Source organism: Streptomyces sp. NPDC051987, from assembly GCF_040680735.1.
Taxonomy (GTDB): domain Bacteria; phylum Actinomycetota; class Actinomycetes; order Streptomycetales; family Streptomycetaceae; genus Streptomyces.
Genome location: NZ_JBFAXI010000037.1, coordinates 1 through 20120, shown reverse-complemented (window position 1 = coordinate 20120; position 20120 = coordinate 1). Strand labels below are relative to the sequence as shown.

Annotated in this window: 17 protein-coding genes; 12 read left to right on the top strand and 5 right to left on the bottom strand. The window is 72.2% G+C overall.

Annotated features, from left to right (window positions below; all coding sequences use genetic code 11):
• Positions 1 to 27: 27 nt before the first annotated feature.
• Both cofD and AB0M11_RS21055 read right to left on the bottom strand, forming a co-directional pair.
• Positions 28 to 987: a 2-phospho-L-lactate transferase gene (gene cofD, locus AB0M11_RS21060; RefSeq protein WP_365707583.1), complete on the bottom strand. Its 960-nt coding sequence runs from the start codon at positions 985 to 987 to the stop codon at positions 28 to 30.
• A 33-nt stretch (positions 988 to 1020) separates the two neighbouring features.
• Complete coding sequence (locus tag AB0M11_RS21055; RefSeq protein WP_365707581.1) at positions 1021 to 1521, bottom strand: cysteine dioxygenase family protein; 501 nt, start codon at positions 1519 to 1521, stop codon at positions 1021 to 1023.
• A gap of 623 nt (positions 1522 to 2144) precedes the next feature.
• Between AB0M11_RS21055 and AB0M11_RS21050 the strand changes: the two genes are divergently transcribed.
• The 3 genes from AB0M11_RS21050 to AB0M11_RS21040 all read left to right on the top strand — a co-directional run bounded on the left by AB0M11_RS21050 (position 2145) and on the right by AB0M11_RS21040 (position 7829).
• Complete coding sequence (locus AB0M11_RS21050; protein WP_003975777.1) at positions 2145 to 2408, top strand: WhiB family transcriptional regulator; 264 nt, start codon at positions 2145 to 2147, stop codon at positions 2406 to 2408.
• A 220-nt stretch (positions 2409 to 2628) separates the two neighbouring features.
• The gene (locus tag AB0M11_RS21045) at positions 2629 to 6336 is read left to right on the top strand and encodes a glycosyltransferase (protein WP_365707579.1); all 3708 of its coding nucleotides are present in this window, start codon (positions 2629 to 2631) and stop codon (positions 6334 to 6336) included.
• Positions 6333 to 7829, top strand: a complete 1497-nt coding sequence (locus AB0M11_RS21040) for a DUF5719 family protein (RefSeq protein WP_365707577.1) — start codon at positions 6333 to 6335, stop codon at positions 7827 to 7829. Before AB0M11_RS21045 ends, AB0M11_RS21040 begins: the two co-directional genes overlap by 4 nt.
• 48 nt (positions 7830 to 7877) lie before the next feature.
• Here AB0M11_RS21040 and AB0M11_RS21035 read toward each other — a convergent pair whose 3' ends face one another.
• Positions 7878 to 8330 carry a metallopeptidase family protein gene (locus tag AB0M11_RS21035; RefSeq protein ID WP_365707686.1) on the bottom strand — a complete coding sequence of 151 codons (453 nt, stop codon included), beginning with the start codon at positions 8328 to 8330 and terminating at the stop codon, positions 7878 to 7880.
• A gap of 278 nt (positions 8331 to 8608) precedes the next feature.
• On the opposite strand from AB0M11_RS21035, the gene AB0M11_RS21030 reads away from it, so the two are divergent.
• The 8 genes from AB0M11_RS21030 (at position 8609) to AB0M11_RS20995 (ending at position 17527) form a co-directional block, all read left to right on the top strand.
• Positions 8609 to 9031, top strand: coding sequence for a DUF3499 domain-containing protein (locus tag AB0M11_RS21030; RefSeq protein ID WP_365707684.1), 423 nt, complete (start codon positions 8609 to 8611; stop codon positions 9029 to 9031).
• A 413-nt stretch (positions 9032 to 9444) separates the two neighbouring features.
• Positions 9445 to 10812: a phosphomannomutase/phosphoglucomutase gene (locus AB0M11_RS21025; RefSeq protein WP_365707575.1), complete on the top strand. Its 1368-nt coding sequence runs from the start codon at positions 9445 to 9447 to the stop codon at positions 10810 to 10812.
• Between the two features lie 217 nt (positions 10813 to 11029).
• Complete coding sequence (locus AB0M11_RS21020; protein ID WP_020940431.1) at positions 11030 to 11200, top strand: Trm112 family protein; 171 nt, start codon at positions 11030 to 11032, stop codon at positions 11198 to 11200.
• A 72-nt stretch (positions 11201 to 11272) separates the two neighbouring features.
• Positions 11273 to 12400, top strand: a complete 1128-nt coding sequence (locus AB0M11_RS21015; protein WP_365707573.1) for an SIS domain-containing protein — start codon at positions 11273 to 11275, stop codon at positions 12398 to 12400.
• 240 nt (positions 12401 to 12640) lie between these two features.
• Positions 12641 to 13792, top strand: a complete 1152-nt coding sequence (gene manA / locus AB0M11_RS21010; protein WP_365707571.1) for a mannose-6-phosphate isomerase, class I — start codon at positions 12641 to 12643, stop codon at positions 13790 to 13792.
• A gap of 170 nt (positions 13793 to 13962) precedes the next feature.
• The gene (locus AB0M11_RS21005; protein WP_365707569.1) at positions 13963 to 14943 is read left to right on the top strand and encodes a cation diffusion facilitator family transporter; all 981 of its coding nucleotides are present in this window, start codon (positions 13963 to 13965) and stop codon (positions 14941 to 14943) included.
• Positions 14944 to 15250: 307 nt separating this feature from the next.
• Positions 15251 to 16708, top strand: coding sequence for an adenosylhomocysteinase (gene ahcY / locus AB0M11_RS21000; RefSeq protein ID WP_365707567.1), 1458 nt, complete (start codon positions 15251 to 15253; stop codon positions 16706 to 16708).
• 192 nt (positions 16709 to 16900) lie between these two features.
• Positions 16901 to 17527, top strand: coding sequence for a hypothetical protein (locus AB0M11_RS20995; RefSeq protein WP_365707565.1), 627 nt, complete (start codon positions 16901 to 16903; stop codon positions 17525 to 17527).
• Between the two features lie 43 nt (positions 17528 to 17570).
• Here the strand turns inward: AB0M11_RS20995 and AB0M11_RS20990 are convergent, their stop codons facing one another.
• Positions 17571 to 18518, bottom strand: coding sequence for an RDD family protein (locus tag AB0M11_RS20990; RefSeq protein ID WP_365707563.1), 948 nt, complete (start codon positions 18516 to 18518; stop codon positions 17571 to 17573).
• 151 nt (positions 18519 to 18669) lie between these two features.
• Here AB0M11_RS20990 and AB0M11_RS20985 point away from each other — a divergent pair, with 151 nt between their 5' ends.
• A complete protein-coding gene (locus tag AB0M11_RS20985; RefSeq protein WP_365707561.1) occupies positions 18670 to 19677 on the top strand; it encodes a stage II sporulation protein M in 1008 nt (335 codons plus the stop codon).
• Between the two features lie 138 nt (positions 19678 to 19815).
• On the opposite strand, the gene AB0M11_RS20980 is transcribed toward AB0M11_RS20985, so the two are convergent.
• A partial coding sequence (locus tag AB0M11_RS20980) for a hypothetical protein (protein ID WP_365707559.1) occupies positions 19816 to 20120 on the bottom strand: 305 nt, incomplete at its 5' end.

Here is a 20120-nt window from a genome sequence, read left to right as displayed (position 1 = left end):
TGCCGGTCGTGTCGTCGGTCGCGTCCCTCACGCCCCGCGCACCTCCTCGGCCAGCGCGAGCGCCTCCCGGGCCATCTGCGCGGCCGCGTCCAGGTCGGTCATCATCAGGGGTACGGCCCGGCAGCGGATGCCGGCCGCCTCCACGCGCGCGACGCTGCCCGCGTCCACGGAGTCGACCAGCCAGCCGTCCAGCAGTCCGGAGCCGTAGTGCTCGGCGACCGCCGCCGCCGTCGACTCCACGCCCACCGCGGCGAGCACCTTGTCGGCCATCCCGCGCACCGGCGCGTCCCCGACGATGGGGGAGAGGCCGACCACCGGCACCCCGGCCTCCGCGATCGCCTCCCGGATGCCGGGCACCGCGAGGATCGTGCCGACGGAGACCACCGGGTTGGACGGCGGGAAGAGGATCACGTCCGCCTCCGCGATGGCCTCCAGGACGCCGGGCGCGGGCTTGGACTGCTCGGCGCCGACGGGGACCACCGCCTCGGCCGGCACACCTGCCCGCAGCCGCACCCAGTACTCCTGGAAGTGCACGGCCTTGCGCTCGCCGTCGACCTCGACGGCGACATGGGTCTCGACCCGGTCGTCGGTCATCGGGATCAGCTTCACGCCCGGCTTCCAGCGGTCGCACAGCGCCTCGGTCACCGCGCTGAGCGGATATCCGGCGCCCAGCATCTGGGTGCGCACGATGTGTGTCGCGAAGTCACGGTCGCCGAGCCCGAACCAGTCCGGTCCCACCCCGTAGGCGGCGAGTTCCTCCTTGAGGTGGAAGGTCTCGTCCGACCGCCCCCAGCCTTGCTCCTCGTCGATGCCCCCACCGAGCGTGTACATCACCGTGTCGAGGTCCGGGCACACCTTCAGCCCGAAGAGGTGGATGTCGTCCCCGGTGTTGCCGATGACGGTCACCTCGGCGTCCGGCACGGCCCGCTTCAGACCGCGCAGGAACCGGGCACCGCCGATGCCGCCTGCCAGAACCACAATGCGCATGGGCCAAGTCTCGCAGGCGGGTCCGACAACGCGTCACGCAGTCACGGGACCGGCCTCGCAGGCGGCCGCCGCCTCCGTGTGCATCGGCATCTCGGTCAGCCCGGGGTAGTAGACGTGCAGGCTCACCGCCGGCTCCAGCGCGTCGTTCACCACCTCGTGCGCGTACCCCGGCGCGAACACCCGTTGCGCGCCGGCGGACAGGGAGCGCGTGCCGCGTTCGGTGCGTTCGGTGAGCGCGCCCTCCAGGACCGTCAGCACGCCCGAGGAGCGGCCGTGGTCGTGCAGTCCGCTGCCCTGTCCGGGCACCCAGGACAGCAGCCACACCTCGTACCCCGGTCCGGTGCGCAGCCGGTGGTACCAGCGGCTGGTCGCGTCGTACCGGACGAGGTGCTCCCACTGCGGGCGGTCGTCGGCGATCGCGCGGGCGAGCCCGACGAACTCGGCCACCGTGACCGGGTGCTCGCGCGGGGGCTGCAGCAGGTGCGCGACTTCGAGGATGTCGCCGGCGATCTGGAGGTCGTTGTCGCTGTTCATGGGGGGCGGTGGTTCCTCAGTGAAGAAGGTCAGCGGGGAACGAAAAGCGAAGACCGAGTCCGGGGGACTCGGTCGGCAGCTGGAGCGGGAGCGGTCGGATACGGCTACGGCTCAACAGCTGGAACAGCGACAGCTACAGCGAGCACGGGCAGCACCGTGGGACCCGGCGGTGCGGGTCGAGGTGAGTGCCAAGTTCGCGAGCATGCCCACAAGGACATCGGTTCACACCTCGCGTGTCAACTCGACGCCCGGTATGTGGGACACGGTTCACCTCATCCGGTCGATCTCGCTGCCGAAAGGTTTGCTCAGGGGGTACCCGGGACACATGGCGCACAACCGGGCGCGCGAGCCACTTCGGAACGCGATCGAACGTCTGGGCGTCCTTCTCCGTACAACCTCTGTATGGGGTCGGGGGCCCGCACGGGGTCTCGTCTGCATGTCAAGGTTTATGGCGATTTGAACACTTTCCGCACGGCCTTGGTTCCGCAGAGTGAATAACGGGCCCAATAGCAGATCTCGGCTTGACTCGCCCGGAGCAGCACACTTGTAATTTCACTCGTGTCGTTCAGCCGAAATCGGTAACGGCCAGGCACGGGGACGTGAAAGACAGACGAGGGGCGCACATGACCGAGCTGGTGCAGCAACTGCTGGTCGACGACGCGGACGAGGAACTCGGCTGGCAGGAGCGCGCGCTGTGCGCCCAGACCGACCCCGAGTCCTTCTTCCCCGAGAAGGGCGGCTCCACCAGAGAGGCCAAGAAGGTCTGCCTCGCCTGCGAGGTGCGCTCCGAGTGCCTCGAGTACGCCCTCGCCAACGACGAGCGGTTCGGTATCTGGGGCGGGCTCTCCGAGCGGGAGCGCCGCCGCCTGAAGAAGGCCGCCGTCTGAAACGGCGGCCGAAACCGGCGCCGAGCCGGGTGCCCGAACCGGACGTCCACACAACGCACACATCTGAGCTGCGCGAACGGCCCGTCGCCGGTGGGTTATCCACAGGCGGCGGGCCGTCGACATGCCCAGCCGATAGTGTGGTCGCTCGTCCGAGACGCCTCGCCGCCACCAGCGGGCGCAGGAGTCCACCGCAGTCCATCGAACCGGGGCCCGTACCTCGATGTCCGTGCACAGCCACACGGCAGCCCAAGACACCGCTGCCACACCAGAGTTTCCGCGTCATGTGGTGACCGCGGTGCTCGTCTCCCACGACGGCGCCCGCTGGCTGCCCGACGCGCTCGCCGGGCTGCTCGGCCAGGAGCGCCCCGTCCAGTACGCGGTGGCGGCCGACACCGGCAGCGCGGACGACTCCGCCCAGCAGCTCACCGCGTCCCTCGGCGACGCCAACGTCCTGCACCTCGCCCGCCGCACCGGCTTCGGCCAGGCCGTCGAGGAGGCGAGTCGCACCGCGCCCGTCCTCACCCCGGACGACCTGCCGTACCTGAAGCGGCCCAGCGGCTGGGACCCGGTCACCCGCCAGTGGCGCGACGACGCCTACGACATGCCCGAGCTGCCGTACGGCGAGCCGGTCCAGTGGCTGTGGCTGCTGCACGACGACTGCGCCCCGGAACCCGACGCCCTGGCCCAGCTGCTGCGGGTCGTGGACAACGAGCTGGAGCTGGGCCGCGACGACGTGGCGGTCGTCGGCCCCAAGCTGCGCGGCTGGTACGACCGCCGGCAGCTGCTGGAGGTCGGCGTCACCATCGCCAACTCCGGCCGCCGCTGGACCGGCCTGGACCGTCGCGAGCAGGACCAGGGCCAGCACGACCACGTCCGGCCCGTGCTCTCCGTCTCCACCGCCGGCATGCTGATCCGCCGCGACGTCTTCGAGGAGCTCGGCGGCTTCGACCGCCGGCTGCCCCTGATGCGCGACGACGTCGACCTGTGCTGGCGCGCGCACAACGCCGGTCACCGCGTCCTGGTCGCCCCGGAGGCCGTCGTACGGCACGCCGAGGCGGCCTCCCGCGAGCGCCGCACCGTCGACTGCGCCGGCCGCACCAGCGCCTCCCCGCACAAGGTCGACAAGGCCGGCGCCATCTACACCCTGCTGGTCAACGCGCGCGCCGCGGCGTTGCCCTGGATCCTGCTCCGCCTGGTCCTCGGCACCGTGCTGCGCACCGTCGCCTACCTCGTCGGCAAGGTCCCGGGACAGGCCCTCGACGAGATCCGCGGTCTGCTGGGCACCCTGCTGCGCCCCGAGCGGATCATCGCCGGGCGGCGCAGGCGCGGCCGCTCCCAGCTCGACAAGGGCGAGTTGCGCCCCCTGTTCCCGCCGCCCGGCGCCACCGTCCGGGCCACCGTCGAGCAGTTCGCGGGCAACCTCTTCGGCGGCGACGACGAGATCTCCGCGGCCGGCCGGCACGGCGGCGCCGTCGAGTCCGGGCCCGGCGGCGACGACGCCGACTTCCTGGAGATCGAGCAGTTCGCCCGCCTCAAGCGCGTCGCCCGCAAACCGGGCCCGGTCCTCTTCCTGGTGCTGCTGCTGATCTCGCTGGCCGCCTGCCGCGCCCTGCTCGGCTCCGGCGCGCTCGCGGGCGGCGCCCTGCTGCCCGCCCCGGACACCGCCGGCGAGCTGTGGTCGCGCTACCTGGACGCCTGGCACGCGGTCGGCGCCGGCGGCACCCCGGCCGCGCCGCCGTACCTCGCGATCGTCGCCTCCCTGGCCTCCCTGCTGTTCGGCTCGACCGGGCTCGCGGTCACCGTCCTGCTGGTCGCCTCGGTACCGCTCGCCGGATTCACCGCCTACTTCGCCTCCCGCCCGCTGGTCACCTCGCGCCTGCTGCGGGCCTGGGCGGCCATCGCCTACGCCTTCCTGCCCGCCGCCACCGGCGCCCTCGCGGGCGGCCGGATCGGCACCGCCGTCCTGGCGATCCTGCTGCCGCTGATCGCCCGCGCCGGCATCGCGGCCGGCGGCCTCGCGCACCCCTCCGGCGCACGGGGCAGCTGGCGCGCCACCTGGGCGTACGCGCTGCTGCTGACCATCACCACCGCGTTCACCCCCATCGTCTGGCCGATCGCCCTCGTCCTCGGCCTCGCCGTGCTCGCCGTCCGCCGCTCTGACCTGGTCGCCTCCGGCCTGCGGCTGCTGGCCCAGATCGGCACCCCGCTGCTGGTCCTCGCCCCCTGGTCGCTGACCCTGCTGCCGTCCGGCTTCTTCACGGAGGCCGGGCTGGAGTACGGCCCCTCGGCCGCCTCCGCCCTGGATCTGCTCGGCGCCAGTCCGGGCGGCCCCGGCACGCTCGACGGGCTGATGCTCATCGGCATCGTCCTGGCCGCGCTCGCCGCCCTGCTGCGCTCCGAGCGCCAGGCGGCGGTCCGCACCGCCTGGGCGGTCGCCCTGGTCGGCCTGGTCTTCGCGGCCCTGTCCAACAAGTCCGCCTGGGCCGGCCCCGCGACCCTCGTCTACGGCATCGCCATCCTGTCCGCCGCCGCGCTCGGCGCCGACGGGGCACGTGCGCGGGTCGCCGAACAGAGCTTCGGCTGGCGCCAGCCGGTGGCCGCGCTCATCGCGTTCGCCTCCGCCGCGGGCCCGCTGCTGCTCGCCGCCGGCTGGATGATCGCGGGCGCCGACGGCCCGGTCGAGCGGCGCGACCCGAGCCAGGTGCCCGCGTTCGTCGCGGAGGACAGCACCACCAGCGACCAGGTCCGCACCCTCGTCCTCGACAGCGACAGCACCGCGCGCGTGAGCTACATGCTGGTCCGCGGCGCCGGCGCACGCATGGGAGACGCCGAGGCGGCCGCGGCCGACGGCGAGAACGCCAAGCTCGACAAGGTCGTCGCCAACCTGGTCGCCGGCTCCGGCGCCGACCAGGCCGAACAGCTCGGCGGATTCGCGGTGCGCTACGTCCTCGTCCACAAGGGCGCGCCGCGTGACATCACGCGCGTGCTGGACGCGACGCCCGGCCTGTCCCGGCTCAGCCAGCAGGACGGCAGCGCCCTGTGGCGCGTCGACCAGCAGGTCTCCCGCGCGAGCATCGTCCTGGCGAACGGCTCGGGCACGCCCGACCCGGTGCCCGCCGGACCCGTCGACATCCACACCACCATCCCGACCGGTGCCGACGGCCGCGTCCTGCGCCTGGCCGACTCGGCCTCCCCGGACTGGACGGCCACCCTGGACGGCAAGCCGCTCACCCGCACCACCGTCGACGGCTGGGCCCAGGGCTTCGAACTCCCCGCTGCCGGCGGGAAGCTGGACGTCACCTACGACACGCCGTTCACGCACACCGCCTGGCTGTGGGCGCAGGGCGCGCTCGCCGTCGTCCTGGTCGTCCTCGCCCTCCCCGGCCGCCGCCGCGACGTCGACGACGACCTCCCCGAGGAGCAGCCCGTCCCCGCCCAGGCCGTCGAGGGCGAGGGCCGCCGTGCCCGCCGCCTGCGCGCCCAGGCGGAGGCCGAGGAGGAGCTCGCCCCGGAGGACGGCACCGACGGCACCGACGTCGTCCCTGCGGCCGCTCCGGCGCCGTCGGAGGACCAGCCCCCGGTCACGGTCCCGCACCAGCAGTCGTACGACATGGGGGTGCCCCCGGGCGAGGAGGTTCGAGCCTGGGAGAGGGATCCCGCCTCCTACCCGCAGGCCGACGGCTACGACACCGGCTACGCCGACCAGTACCAGGGCGCCGGCTCCGGCCAGTACCAGACCGGCGGCTACGACCAGCAGACGTACGACCCGTACCAGACCGGCCAGTACGACCCGTACGCCTACGGCGGGCAGCAGGGGCAGGCGGCGTACGACCCGACGTACCAGCAGGGCTACGACCCCGCCTACGACCCGGCCGCCCCGCACCACCACGGCACCGGCGGCGAGCACCACGACGGGAGCCAGCAGTGAACCGCACCACCCTGTCCCTGCTCGCCGGTACGGCCGCCCTCGCGGCGGTCACCGGGTTCGCCGCGCTCGACCAGCCGGCCACCACCTCGGCGCACACCGCCGAAGCGGCCGCCCAACTGCCCGTGGAGCGCACCACGCTGGTGTGCCCGGCGCCCAGCATCTCCGACATCGCCGACACCTCGTACACGTCGTTCACGCCCGTCACCCAGGGCACCACGAGCGACGGCAAGGCCCAACTCCGGCCCGCCACCGAGCAGTCGGCGGACGGGACCGGCGGCAGCGGCGGCAAGAAGAAGGCCGCCAAGCCGGTCCTGACCCCCAAGGCGCCCGGCACCCCGGCCACCGCGGACACCTCCGGCGCCGACGGGCCCGCCTATGTGGGCACCGCCGAGGGCAAGTACGCCCCGGGCTGGACGGTGCAGGAGACCACCGAGGTGGCCGCGGGCACCGGACGCGGTCTCCAGGGGGTCAACTGCACCCCGGCCGACACCGAGTTCTGGTTCCCGGGCGCCAGCACCGCCACCGGCCGCACCGACTACGTGCACCTCACCAACCCCGACGACAGCGCCGCCGTCGTCGACATCGAGCTGTACGGCAAGGACGGCCAGCTCAAGTCCTCGGTGGGAGAGGGCATCACGGTCCAGCCGCACGCAAGTGAGCCGGTCCTGCTGTCCACGCTCAGCGACGAGAAGCAGACCGACCTGACCGTGCACGTGAGCGTGCGCAGCGGCCGGGTCGGCGCCAGCGTGCAGGCCCTGGACGACAAGTCGGGCGGCGACTGGCTGGCCGCCTCCGCCGACCCGTCCGGCAGCCTGGTGCTGCCCGGCATCCCCAAGGACGCCACCGACGTCCGGCTGGTCGCCTTCACCACCGGCGACAGCGACGCGGACCTGAAGGTGCGCCTGGCCTCCCCGGACGGCACGATCACCCCGGCTGGCAACGAGACGCTGCACGTGAAGTCGGGCATGACCACCGCGACCGACCTCGGCGACGTCACGCGCGGCGAGGCAGGCTCGCTGATCCTCACGCCGAGCGACCAGTCCGTGCCGGTGGTGGCCGCCCTGCGGGTCACCCGCGCCAAGGGAGGCAAGCAGGAGACCGCGTACATCCCGGCGACCGCGCCGGTCGGCACGCGCGCGACGTCCGCCGACAACAGCGGCAAGGGCACCACCCTCTCGCTGACCGCGCCCACCGCGACCGCCCAGGTCAAGGTCACGGCGTCGGCGGGCAGCGAGGGCGGCACGGCGGTGTCCAAGACGTTCACGATCAAGGCCGGCACCACTCAGAACGTCGACGCCCCGGTCCCCTCCGGTCTGAAGGGCACCTACGCCCTGACCGTGGAGACGGTCTCCGGCGGCCCGGTCTACGGCGCCCGCACCCTGGCGGCCACCGAGGAGGGCGTCCCGGGATTCACGATCCAGACCCTCCCGGACGACCGCGGCACGGTGGCCGTGCCGGAGGCGGACCAGGACGTGGCGGTCCTGCAGAAATGAGAATCCCCGCAGACACGAGAAGCAGTGGCGGGCCGGACCGCCGGGGGCTCAGTCCTCGCCGTAGCGGGGATCGACCGTCTCCGGAGTGAGGCCGAGCAGCTCGGCGACCTGCTCCACCACGACCTCGTGCACCAGCGCGGCCCGCTCGTCGCGCCCCTTGGTGCGGATCTCGACCGGCCGCCGGTAGACGACCACCCGCGCCGGGCGGCCCTCGCGTGCGGGAATGACGCCGCCGAGCGGTACCGCCTCGTCGCTCCAGGTCTCCGCGTGCCGGTCCTGGAGCCGGGGCACCTCAAGGACCAGGAAATCGATGTCCGCGAGCTGGGGCCAGCGGCGCTCCAGGCGCTCCACGGAGTCCTGCACCAGGTCCGCGAACACGTCGGCGCGGCTCGCGGCCAGCGGCACCTGGGGTGGCGCGATCGGTCCGCGCATGCCCCGACCGTGGCGATCGCGTCGACGAGGCCCGGAGCCGGCGGCACGGGGCGGTACACGGTTGTCCATCACTGGTGAAGCGTAGTCCTCGCGGGCTCCGGCCGCGCCGTCGCACGCACCGACGCGGCCTGGCCCGGCATGTCGCAGGTTGACCATTCCAGCCAAGGTTGGGCTCGTTTCCGTATCTCCACAAGACCGGCGAGCTCAAGGCAATTGACGGTGTTTGTACTGACCCGTGACCGGATGCGATGTCGGCCATGACCTCCGGCAGCGTCTTCCACGCAGGTCAACGAGGCGGGTCCGAGAGGGCGTGTGGGGCGTTTCACAGTACGACACGGTGGAGTGACCTGGGGGAGAGTCGTCGCGGCCCGCTCAAGAGTGCGGTACCGTCCAACGTCGTGAGCCCTGTACGTCGCTGTTCGCGAACCGCCTGCGGCCGACCCGCCGTCGCGACGCTGACGTACGTCTACGCCGACTCGACCGCGGTCCTCGGCCCGCTCGCCACTTACGCCGAACCCCACTGCTATGACCTGTGCGCCGAGCACTCCGAGCGCCTCACCGCCCCGCGCGGCTGGGAGGTCGTCCGGCTCCTCGACGGCTCCGCCCCCGCGCGGCCCAGCGGGGACGACCTGGAAGCGCTGGCCAACGCGGTGCGCGAGGCGGCTCGCCCCCGGGAGCGGGCGGCCGAAGCGGGCGGCGGCCGCGGCGCGGATCCGATGGAGGTCGCCCGCCGCGGCCACCTGCGGGTACTGCGCTCACCCGACAACTGACGGCGCGACGGTCAGCCGACGTCCCGTCGAGCGGTGTCCCATCGACCGGCGAATCGTTCCTGCACGGGTCCGCACCCGCGCGTGCGGACGTCCGTCAACCCGGAGGGCGAACCGGTCGGAGGAAATCCCCCCGCCCTGCCCGACCGTCACCGGGCAGCCGTCCTGCCCGCCCACGCGCGGGAATCCCTGAAAGAACCGCGTGTGCAGGGCAGTTGCGGCCACCGGCGGCGGCGGGCCGGGAACGGCCCACGACCGCCCGGCCCTCGTCTCCCGCCGACCGCCGTCGACCCGACCGGATCGCCGCAGATCAGAGCCAGGAGCCGGCCGGACCGTCCGCCGGGGGCTCCCGCGTCCGACCCGCACCCGGGACAGGTAGTTTGGGGCGACCGTGAGGACTCCAGGAGGGTTGGCTTGTGGCTGTTGCGGATCTGTCGCAGATCGTGAAGGCGTACGACGTACGCGGAGTGGTCCCGGACCAGTGGGACGAGGCCCTCGCCGAGCTGTTCGGCGCCGCGTTCGTCCAGGTGACCGGCGCCGCAGCGATCGTCGTCGGCCACGACATGCGGCCCTCCTCGCCCGGTCTGTCCCGCGCCTTCGCGCGCGGCGCGGCGGCCCGGGGCGTCGACGTCACCGAGATCGGCCTGTGCTCGACCGACCAGCTGTACTACGCCTCGGGCGCCCTCGGCCTGCCCGGCGCGATGTTCACGGCCTCGCACAACCCGGCGCAGTACAACGGCATCAAGATGTGCCGCGCGGGAGCGGCGCCGGTGGGCCAGGACACCGGCCTGGCGGAGATCAGGGAGCTGGCCGAGCGCTGGTCGCGGGAGGGCGCCCCCGCGCCGGCCGCCGCACCCGGAACCCTCACCGCCCGCGAGACGTTGTCGGACTACGCGGCCCACCTGCGCTCGCTTGTGGACCTGACCTCCATCCGCCCGCTGAAGGTCGTGGTCGACGCGGGCAACGGCATGGGCGGCCACACGGTCCCCACGGTCTTCGAGGGCCTGCCGCTGACCCTGGTCCCGATGTACTTCGAGCTGGACGGCACCTTCCCGAACCACGAGGCCAACCCGCTCGACCCCGCCAACCTCGTGGACCTCCAGCAGCGCGTGCGCGCCGAGTCCGCCGACCTCGGCCTGGCCTTCGACGGCGACGCGGACCGCTGCTTCGTCGTGGACGAGAACGGCGACCCGGTCTCCCCGTCGGCGATCACCGCCCTCGTCGCCGCGCGCGAGCTGGCGAGGAACGGCGGCAAGGGCACCGTCATCCACAACCTGATCACGTCCTGGACCGTCCCCGAGGTCGTCCGCGAGAACGGCGGCACCCCCGTCCGCACCCGCGTCGGCCACTCCTTCATCAAGGCCGAGATGGCCAGGTCCGGCGCGATCTTCGGCGGTGAGCACTCGGCCCACTACTACTTCAAGGACTTCTGGAACGCCGACACGGGCATGCTGGCCGCCCTGCACGTCCTCGCGGCCCTCGGCGGCCAGCCCGCCCCCCTCTCCTCCCTCGTCGCCCAGTACGACCGCTACACCGGCTCCGGCGAGATCAACTCCACCGTCACCGACCAGCAGGCCAGCCTCACCGCGATCCGCGCGGCCTACGGCGACCGCGGCGACGTCACCCTCGACGACCTCGACGGCCTCACCGTCACCGCCGCCGACTGGTGGTTCAACGTCCGCCCCTCCAACACGGAACCCCTCCTGCGCCTCAACGCGGAGGCGAGGGACGAGGCGACGATGACGAAGATCCGGGACGAGGTACTGGCGATCATCAGAGCGTGACCCTGCCGCCCTGGCCGACCCTGCCGCCCTGCCCGCCCTCGCCTTTCGACCGACCGAGTCGGGTGGTGGGCGGGCGAAGGTCTCGGGGGGGCCAGGGGACGGAGCCCCCTGGGCGGTCACCCCGGCGGACGGTCACCACGCGCCGGCGGCCAGCCCAACCCACCCCACCGGCGGTAACCTGACCGCACGCGAACATTCCACCTCGAAGGGAACCCCCATGCCGCTCGAAGCCGGCCTCCTGGAGATCCTCGCCTGCCCGGCCTGCCACGCCCCCCTCAAGGAGCAGGACGCGGAGCTGATCTGCACCGGCCAGGACTGCGGCCTGGCGTACCCCGTCCGCGACGGCATCCCCGTCCTCCTCGTCGACGAGGCCCGCCGACCGGCGTAACCGCCACCACGGCGCCCCGAACCAAGACCAGGTCAGGATCAGGACAGGACCCCGGCACCCGGAGGCCGCTCCATGCTCGACGAATCGCTGCTCGACACCTCGGAGGCCCTCGCCCAGGCCGACCGCCGAGGTCTGCTGCGCGGTGCGGCCGAGGCCGGCGCCCGCGTCCGTACGGCCGCCCGGTACGCCACCGAGGCCGGTGTCCAGGAGCTGAAGCCCGACGGCCGCCCGCGCGCCGTCCTGATCGCGGGCCCCGGCGTCGCCGCCACCCACGCCGCCGACCTCCTCGGCACGCTGGCCGGCCCCGGCAGCCCCGTCACCCGCCTGGCCCCCACCGGCGTCGCCCCGGCCGCCGGTGCCCTGCGCTGGGAGCTCCCCGGCTGGGCCGGCTCCGTCGACCTGCTGCTGATCGCCACCCCGGACGGCACCGAGCCCAGCCTCTCCCTCCTCGCCGACCAGGCCTACCGGCGCGGCTGCTCCGTGGCCGCGGTGGCCCCCGCCGGCACTCCGCTCGCCGAGGCGGTGGCCGGCGCCCACGGCTTGTTCATGCCGATGGCGACGGCCCCGTACGACCACGGCGAGCCGCTCGCCGGTTCCTCCCCGGGCGTCCTGTGGGCGCTGCTCACCCCGCTGCTCGCGCTCCTCGACCGCATCGGGCTGCTCACCGCCCCGCCGGACGCCCTGGAGAAGGTCGCCGACCGCCTCGACCACATCGCCGAGCGCTGCGGCCCGGCCATCGTGACGTACAGCAATCCGGCCAAGACACTCGCCGCCGAACTCGCCGACGCGCTCCCGGTGGTCTGGACGGAGGGCGACTCGGCGGGTCCGGCCGGCCGCCGCTTCGCCGCCGCCCTCGCCGAACTGGCCGGCCGCCCCGCCCTGGTCGCGGAACTGCCCGAGGCCCTGGCGGCCCACGCCGCCCTGCTCGCCGGCCCGCTCGCCGCCAGCGCCGACCCGGACGACTTCTTCCGCGACCGCGTGGAGGAGCCGCCCGCGCTGCACGCGCGCGTGGTGCTGCTCCGCGACCGCCCCATCGGCGGCCTCACCGCCGCCCCCGCCGCCCGCGACCTCGCCCTCAGCCACGACACCCCGATCAGCGAGCTGGAGCCCGAGGCGGGCGGCGAGCTGGAGACCCTGGCGGAACTGATCGCCGTCACGGATTTCGCCGCCGTTTACCTGGCGCTCGCTTCGAGGGCCTGAGGTGGACACCGGCACCGGACCCGCCGCACGAGGCACGACCTGAGGGCCGTCCCGCGGGCGAACCGGTGGCGGAACACCCGGTGCACACAGGCGCAGTGCACCGTCGCACAGCGTCGTACGGCGCGTTCGACGTGTTCGACGTGTTCGACGTGTTCGACGCACCGCGGGCGTGCCCCGGCGTGCCCCGTGTGCCTGCCCCCGATCGGCCCCGCCCGCAGAGAGAACCCGTAGAGAGAAGTCATGGATCTCCTCGACAACACCGTCCGCCCCTACGCCTGGGGTTCCCCGACCGCCATCCCGAAGCTGCTCGGGGTCGAGCCGAGCGGCGAGCCGCAGGCGGAGATGTGGATGGGCGCGCACCCGGGCGCCCCGTCGCGCACCGCGCGCGGCACGCTCGTCGAGGTGATCGACGCGGACCCGAAGGCCGCACTGGGCGAGGAGGCCGTGGCAAGGTTCGGCCCGCGGCTGCCCTTCCTGCTCAAGATCCTCGCCGCGGGCGCCCCGCTCTCCCTCCAGGTGCACCCCGACCTCGAACAGGCCAGGGAGGGTTACGAGGACGAGGAGCGGCGCGGTATCCCGGTCGACGCCCCGCACCGCAACTACAAGGACGCCAACCACAAGCCCGAACTGATCTGCGCGCTCACCGAGTTCGACGGCCTGTGCGGCTTCCGCGCACCGGAGGAGTCGGCCGAACTCCTCGACGGCCTCGGCGTGGACTCCCTCAAGCCGTACGTCGACGCGCTGCGCGCCCACCCCGAGGACGCCGCCCTGCGCGAGGTCCTCACCGCGATCCTCAGCGCCGACCGCGAGGAGATGGCCCGCACGGTGGCGGAGGCAACGGCCGCCTGCCGCCGCCTCGGTGGCGACTACGCGCCCTACGCCGACATCGCCCACCACTACCCCGGCGACCCCGGCGTGATCGCCGCCATGCTCCTCAACCACGTCCGCCTGCAGCCCGGCGAGGCACTCTTCCTGGGAGCCGGCATCCCGCACGCCTACCTCAGCGGCCTGGGCGTCGAGATCATGGCCAACTCCGACAACGTGCTGCGCTGCGGCCTGACGCCCAAGCACGTCGACGTCCCCGAACTCCTGCGCGTCGTCCGCTTCGAGGCAGGCGACGCGGGCGTGCTGCGTCCCGAGGCGGCCCCGGACGGCGAGGAGGTCTACGAGACGCCCATCGACGAGTTCCGGCTCTCCCGGTACGTGCTGCCCGACGGTGCCGGCGCCCATGACCTGGCCCTGCCGACCCCGCAGATCCTGCTCTGCACGGCCGGCACGGTCCGCGTCGGCGAGTACGACCTGACCCCGGGCCGCTCGGTGTTCGTCCCGGCCGCCGAGAAGGCCGAGGTGTCGGGCGCGGGCACGGTGTTCCGCGCCACAGTGATCGTCTGATGATCGCCTGAGGGGTCGGTACTTCTCGCGGAGTCCGGTCAAGTCTGATTGTCCTACCGGGGGTGTGGATACCTGACGAGTCGCTCCCGGACCGGGCTGCAAGAATGACCCACCGGCAAAGCACGGGCAAAGCGAGTACCGGTGAGAACGAGAAGGGACAACGCGAACACATGAGCGCGTCAGGCGGCACCAGGGCGATCGTGGCGGCACTCGGCGCGAACCTCGCGATCGCGGCATCGAAGTTCGTGGCGTTCGCGTTCAGCGGCTCCTCGTCGATGCTCGCCGAGGGCGTCCACTCGCTCGCCGACTCCGGCAACCAGTTCCTGCTGCTCATCGGCGGCAAGAAGGCCCAGCGCGAGGCGACCCCCCAGCACCCCTTCGGCTACGGCCGCGAGCGGTACATCTACGCCTTCCTCGTCTCCATCGTGCTCTTCTCGGTCGGCGGCATGTTCGCCATCTACGAGGGCTACGAGAAGATCAGCCACCCCCACCAGGTGGAGCACTGGTACTGGCCGGTGGGCGTCCTCCTCTTCGCGATCATCGCCGAGGGGTTCTCCTTCAGGACGGCCATCAAGGAGTCCAACGAACTGCGCGGCAAGCTGTCCTGGTCGCAGTTCATCCGCCGCGCCAAGGCCCCCGAACTGCCCGTCGTCCTCCTTGAGGACTTCGGCGCGCTGATCGGCCTCGCCCTCGCCCTCGGCGGCGTCGGCCTCGCCCTGCTCACCGGCGACGGCGTCTGGGACGGCATCGGCACGGTCTGCATCGGTGTCCTGCTCGTCTCGATCGCCCTCGTCCTCGCCGCCGAGACCAAGTCGCTCCTGCTCGGCGAGGCCGCGGGCGTCGAGGAGGTCCGGAAGATCGAGGCAGCGATCGTCGACGGCGACACGGTCACCGGCATCATCCACATGCGCACGCTCCACCTCGGCCCCGAGGAACTCCTCATCGCCGCCAAGATCGCCGTCCAGCACGACGACACGGCCGCCGAGGTCGCCAGGGCCATCAACGCCGCAGAGGCCCGGATCCGCGCCGCGGTCCCCATCGCCCGCGTGATCTACCTGGAACCGGACATCTACAGCGAGGCGGAGGCCGCCAAGGGCCCCGACCCGGAAGCCACCCCCGGCGGCCCCACCCCCCACCCCGCCGGCCACTGATCCCGCCCGACTCCCCGCACACCGCCCCGTCACCGACCGCTCCCACCGCCCTCGAACGGCGTGATCCGTTCGGAGGCGGACTGGGGGCGGCCCGCTCCTCCGGTGTAGCTTGGGACGAAGCCAGACGTCGCTGCTGATGGCGGTCGGGCGGTCCCACACGGACCGACCGAGGGAGAGAGGGCCTCCGACGGACTGCGCTGCGCGTACGTGTGGGCATGCCTGTGTCCTCTTCTCGGGCACCCCTGTGTCCGCCGCCGCGCAGACCAGCCGTACCCACCCTCGACCCAACCCCGAGGAGCAGCTCGCAATGACGACTGTCGACAACCGACAGGACTTCAAGGTCGCCGACCTCTCCCTGGCCGAGTTCGGCCGCAAGGAGATCACCCTCGCCGAGCACGAGATGCCCGGCCTGATGGCGATCCGCAAGGAGTACGCCGAGACCCAGCCGCTGGCCGGCGCCCGCGTCACCGGCTCCCTGCACATGACCGTGCAGACCGCCGTCCTGATCGAGACCCTGGTCGCCCTGGGCGCGCAGGTCCGCTGGGCGTCCTGCAACATCTTCTCCACCCAGGACCACGCGGCCGCCGCCATCGCCGTCGGCCCGAACGGCACGCCCGACAACCCGCAGGGCATCCCGGTCTTCGCGTGGAAGGGCGAGACCCTGGAGGAGTACTGGTGGTGCACCGAGCAGGCGCTGACCTGGCCGGACAGCCCCACCGGCGGCCCCAACATGATCCTCGACGACGGCGGTGACGCCACCCTCCTCGTCCACAAGGGCGTCGAGTACGAGAAGGACGGCAAGGTCCCCTCGGTCGACACCGCCGAGTCCGACGAGCACCGCGTCATCCTCGAACTCCTGCACCGCACCATCACGGACGGCTCGCAGAAGTGGACCCAGCTGGCCTCCGAGATCCGCGGCGTGACGGAGGAGACCACCACCGGCGTCCACCGTCTCTACGAGATGCAGCGCGACGGCGTCCTCCTCTTCCCGGCGATCAACGTCAACGACGCCGTCACCAAGTCGAAGTTCGACAACAAGTACGGCTGCCGCCACTCCCTGATCGACGGCATCAACCGCGCCACCGACGTCCTCATCGGTGGCAAGACCGCGGTCGTCTGCGGCTACGGCGACGTGGGCAAGGGCTGCGCGGAGTCCCTGCGCGGCCAGGGCGCCCGCGTGATCGTCACCGAGATCGACCCGATCTGCGCCCTGCAGGCCGCGATGGACGGCTACCAGGTCACGACCCTCGACGAGGTCATCGACAAGGCCGACATCTTCGTCACCACGACCGGCAACAAGGACATCATCATGGCCTCGGACATGGCCAAGATGAAGCACCAGGCCATCGTCGGCAACATCGGCCACTTCGACAACGAGATCGACATGGCCGGTCTCGCCAAGGTCCCCGGCATCGTCAAGGACGAGGTCAAGCCGCAGGTCCACACCTGGACCTTCCCCGACGGCAAGGTGATCATCGTCCTCTCCGAGGGCCGCCTGCTGAACCTGGGCAACGCCACCGGCCACCCCTCGTTCGTGATGTCCAACTCGTTCGCGGACCAGACCCTGGCCCAGATCGAGCTGTTCACCAAGCCCGACGAGTACCCGGTCGGCGTCTACACGCTGCCCAAGCACCTCGACGAGAAGGTCGCCCGCCTGCACCTGGACTCGCTCGGCGTGAAGCTCACGACGCTGCGCCCCGAGCAGGCCGCGTACATCGGCGTGAAGGTCGAGGGACCGTACAAGTCGGACCACTACCGCTACTGAGTCCCGGCCCCGCCCACCGGGAAGCACGCCCGTGCACGGACGCGCTCTCCCGGTGACAGGTCCTCCGGTCCACCGAGGCAGGCCCCCGCACCCCCGTGCCGGGGGCCTGCCCCTTTGGTCCGCCGGCCACCTACCCGGCCGAACGGCCGGACCGGCACCGGACTCCCACCCCGTTCAAGCCCCAGGACCCCCATGCCCCGCGGCCGCTATTCGCTCCACGATCCGCACGATCACACCCCCCTCGGCGAAGAACTCTTCCAATGCGCCCCCGGCCCCTCCGGCTGGCGTTACGTCTCCCAGGTGACCACCTCCTCCGGTGACCACGGCGGCTCGGTCGATCTCACCCTCGACGACCTCGGCCGCCCCCTCCGCCTCGAACTCCATGCCGGGAGCTGGCAGGTGCGCGGCGCCGCCCTGGACGGCGTCACCTGGGTCCGCACGGACCCCACCGGCACTCATGCCACCGAAGGCAATGCGCGCGCCCACGCCTTCACCGGCACGTCACCCGCGTTCCTGGTCGCCACCGCCCGTCTCCTGCGCCTCACCCCTTCCGCCGCCGCGACCCGCGTACGCCTCGTGGCCTTCACGGACCCGGTCCTCGCCCCGCGGACCGTGGACCAGTCCTGGGCCTTGCTGAGAAGAGAAACACACGCCACTGACAACGGCCCGCTGACCGTGGACGAATACCAGGTCACAGCCCTGGACACCGGCGAACAGCACAGCGTGCACCTCGCCGGCGACGTGGTCCTGGCGGCTCCTGGAGTCGAGCTGGAGGACCTGAGGTCGCCGCCGACGGTCTTCACCGATCCCGACGACTGAACCGCCACCCGACGGCCCGGCGGTCCGGCCGGCCCGCCCGCGCCTAGGCCGGCGGCACGAACCCGGTGGCGGGCCGCTCGGCCGATGCCGCAGGCGGAGCCACGGGCACTGCCTGCGGCTGCTGCACATGAGTGGGCGCGGCGAAGGACGTGGAAGTGGGAGTGGCGAAGGACGTGGGAGCAGGGGCCGCGCCGGACACCGGGGGCGCGTAGGCGCCGAGGGGGGTGGGGGAGGGTGCGGCACGGTCGGCGAACGCCCTCCGGGCCTCGCGAGCCTGTCGCTCCTGTACCACTGCCGCCAGATAGGCCGCCGGCGGAATGTCAGGCGGCGCCGGGGTCCCCGTCCGGGTCGCGACGTCGCCCGCCAGCTGTACGGACATCGCCCACGACACCTGCGGATCGAGCTGCTGCATCCGCGTCAGGTACTGCCGGACCGCGAGCCACAGCCCGTCCGGAACGGCTGAGAGGTCGAGACCGGCGAAACGCCCCGCCAGCCAGGGCGGAGGCGGCGGAACGAAACCGGTCTGCCCCGCGGGCACCCGCTCCCGTACCACCAGGGTCCCCGCGAACACGTCCCCCAGCCGCCGCCCACGCGCCGAGAACAGCGAGGCGACACAGGCGACGACCCCGAAGGTCATCAGGATCTCGACCACGCCGAGCGCGCCCCGCACCAGCGCGTGCCGGAACCGGATGGGCCCGCCGTCGTCCCGCACGACCCGCAGCCCGCACGCCAGCTTCCCGAGCGAGCGTCCATGGCTCAGTGTCTCCACCGCGATCGGCGCCCCGACCAGCACCAGCAGAAAGGCCGCGATCGCGAGGGCGAGCTGCGCGGCGTCGTCGAGCGAGGCCGTGGCCGCCGCCAGGCCCAGCGACACAGCGATGTACACGGTGAAGGTCACGATCAGGTCGAGCAGCACGGCGAGTGCCCTGCTGGGCAGCCTCGCGGGACGCAGTTCGAGCGCCACCGCCTCACCCGTCACCAGCTCACTCACGCCCGCCGCCTTCCCTGGTCTGCCCTGTCCCGCGCAAGTCTGCCAAGCTGAGGGCGCATCGCGCCGCAGTACGACAAGCTGACAGCTGCGACATCGCTGCGACAGAGCCACGACAGACAGTCGACGACCAGCCGAGGAGCAGGCAGACCCGATGGACCTCGACGTCTTCGTCTCCGCACACCGAGCCGAGTGGGATCGTCTGGACACACTCCTGCGCCGCCAGCGGCGCCTCAGCGGAGCCGAGGCCGACGAACTCGTCGCGCTCTACCAGCGCACCGCCACCCACCTCTCACTGATCCAGTCCAGCGCTCCCGATCCCCAGCTCACCGGACGCCTCAGCCAGCTGGTGGCCCGCGCGCGCAGTGCCGTGACAGGCACCCGCCGCGCCTCCTGGCGCGATGTCGCCCGCTTCCTGGGCCAGGGATTCCCGGCCGCGGTCTACCGGTCCCGGCACTGGTGGGTCCCCACCGCCCTCGTCTCCACCGCGCTGGCGATCGTCCTGGGCTGGTGGATAGGCACCCACCCGGACGTGCAGTCGACCATCGCGGCACCCAGCCAGCTCCGCGAGCTGACACGCCCGGGTGGCGAGTACGAGACCTACTATTCCAGCCACCCCGCGGCGTCCTTCGCGGCCCAGGTGTGGACGAACAACGCCAGGGCCGCCGCGATGTGCCTGGTCCTGGGCGTCTTCCTCGGTCTTCCGGTCCTCTGGATCCTCTTCGAGAACATGCTCAACCTCGGCGTCGGCTTCGGCCTGATGTCCTCGGCCGGCCGCCTCGACACCTTCCTGGGCCTGGTCCTCCCCCATGGACTGCTGGAGCTCACCGCGGTTTTCGTGGCCGCCGGCACCGGACTCCGCCTCGGCTGGACGCTCATAGATCCCGGCCCGCGCAGCCGCCGCACGGCCCTGGCGGAAGAGGGACGCGCCGCCGTGGGCATGGCGATCGGCCTGGCCCTCGTCCTGTTCGTCTCCGGCGCGATCGAAGGCTTCGTCACCCCGTCGGGCCTGCCGACCTGGGCCCGCATAGGCATCGGAGTAGTGGCTGAGCTGGCCTTCCTGGCCTACGTCTTCCTCGTGGGCGGCCGTGCCGCTCGGGCCGGCGAGACGGGTGACCTCGGGGAGACCGAGCGCAGCGCGTCTGTCCCCACGGCCGCCTGATGTGCGGAGACCTCCCGTGAGCTGCTAGTCTCCTCTTCGCCCCGGAAGACCTGTTGACACGGCTCGGAGGGGGAGGTAGATTCAAACAGTTGCCTAGAACTGGACAGGTTCAGGGCCGATCGTTAGAATCGATCTGCTTCACAACGGAGAGTCCTCTCCGAACATCGAAGCCACCCCCGCTTTACTCAGAAATGAGTGGCCGGTCAGACCGGTCAGGAACTTCTGATAAAGTCGGAATCGCTGAAAGAGAGCCGAAAGGCAATCGAGAAGGCGACGGCCCTCCAACGGCCACCGGAAATGAATTCCGACCGGAAACGGAACGGAAAACGGATCTGGTAAGGTTGGAAACACCGAAGGGAAGCCCGGAGGAAAGCCCGAGAGGGTGAGTACAAAGGAAGCGACCGTTCCTTGAGAACTCAACAGCGTGCCAAAAGTCAACGCCA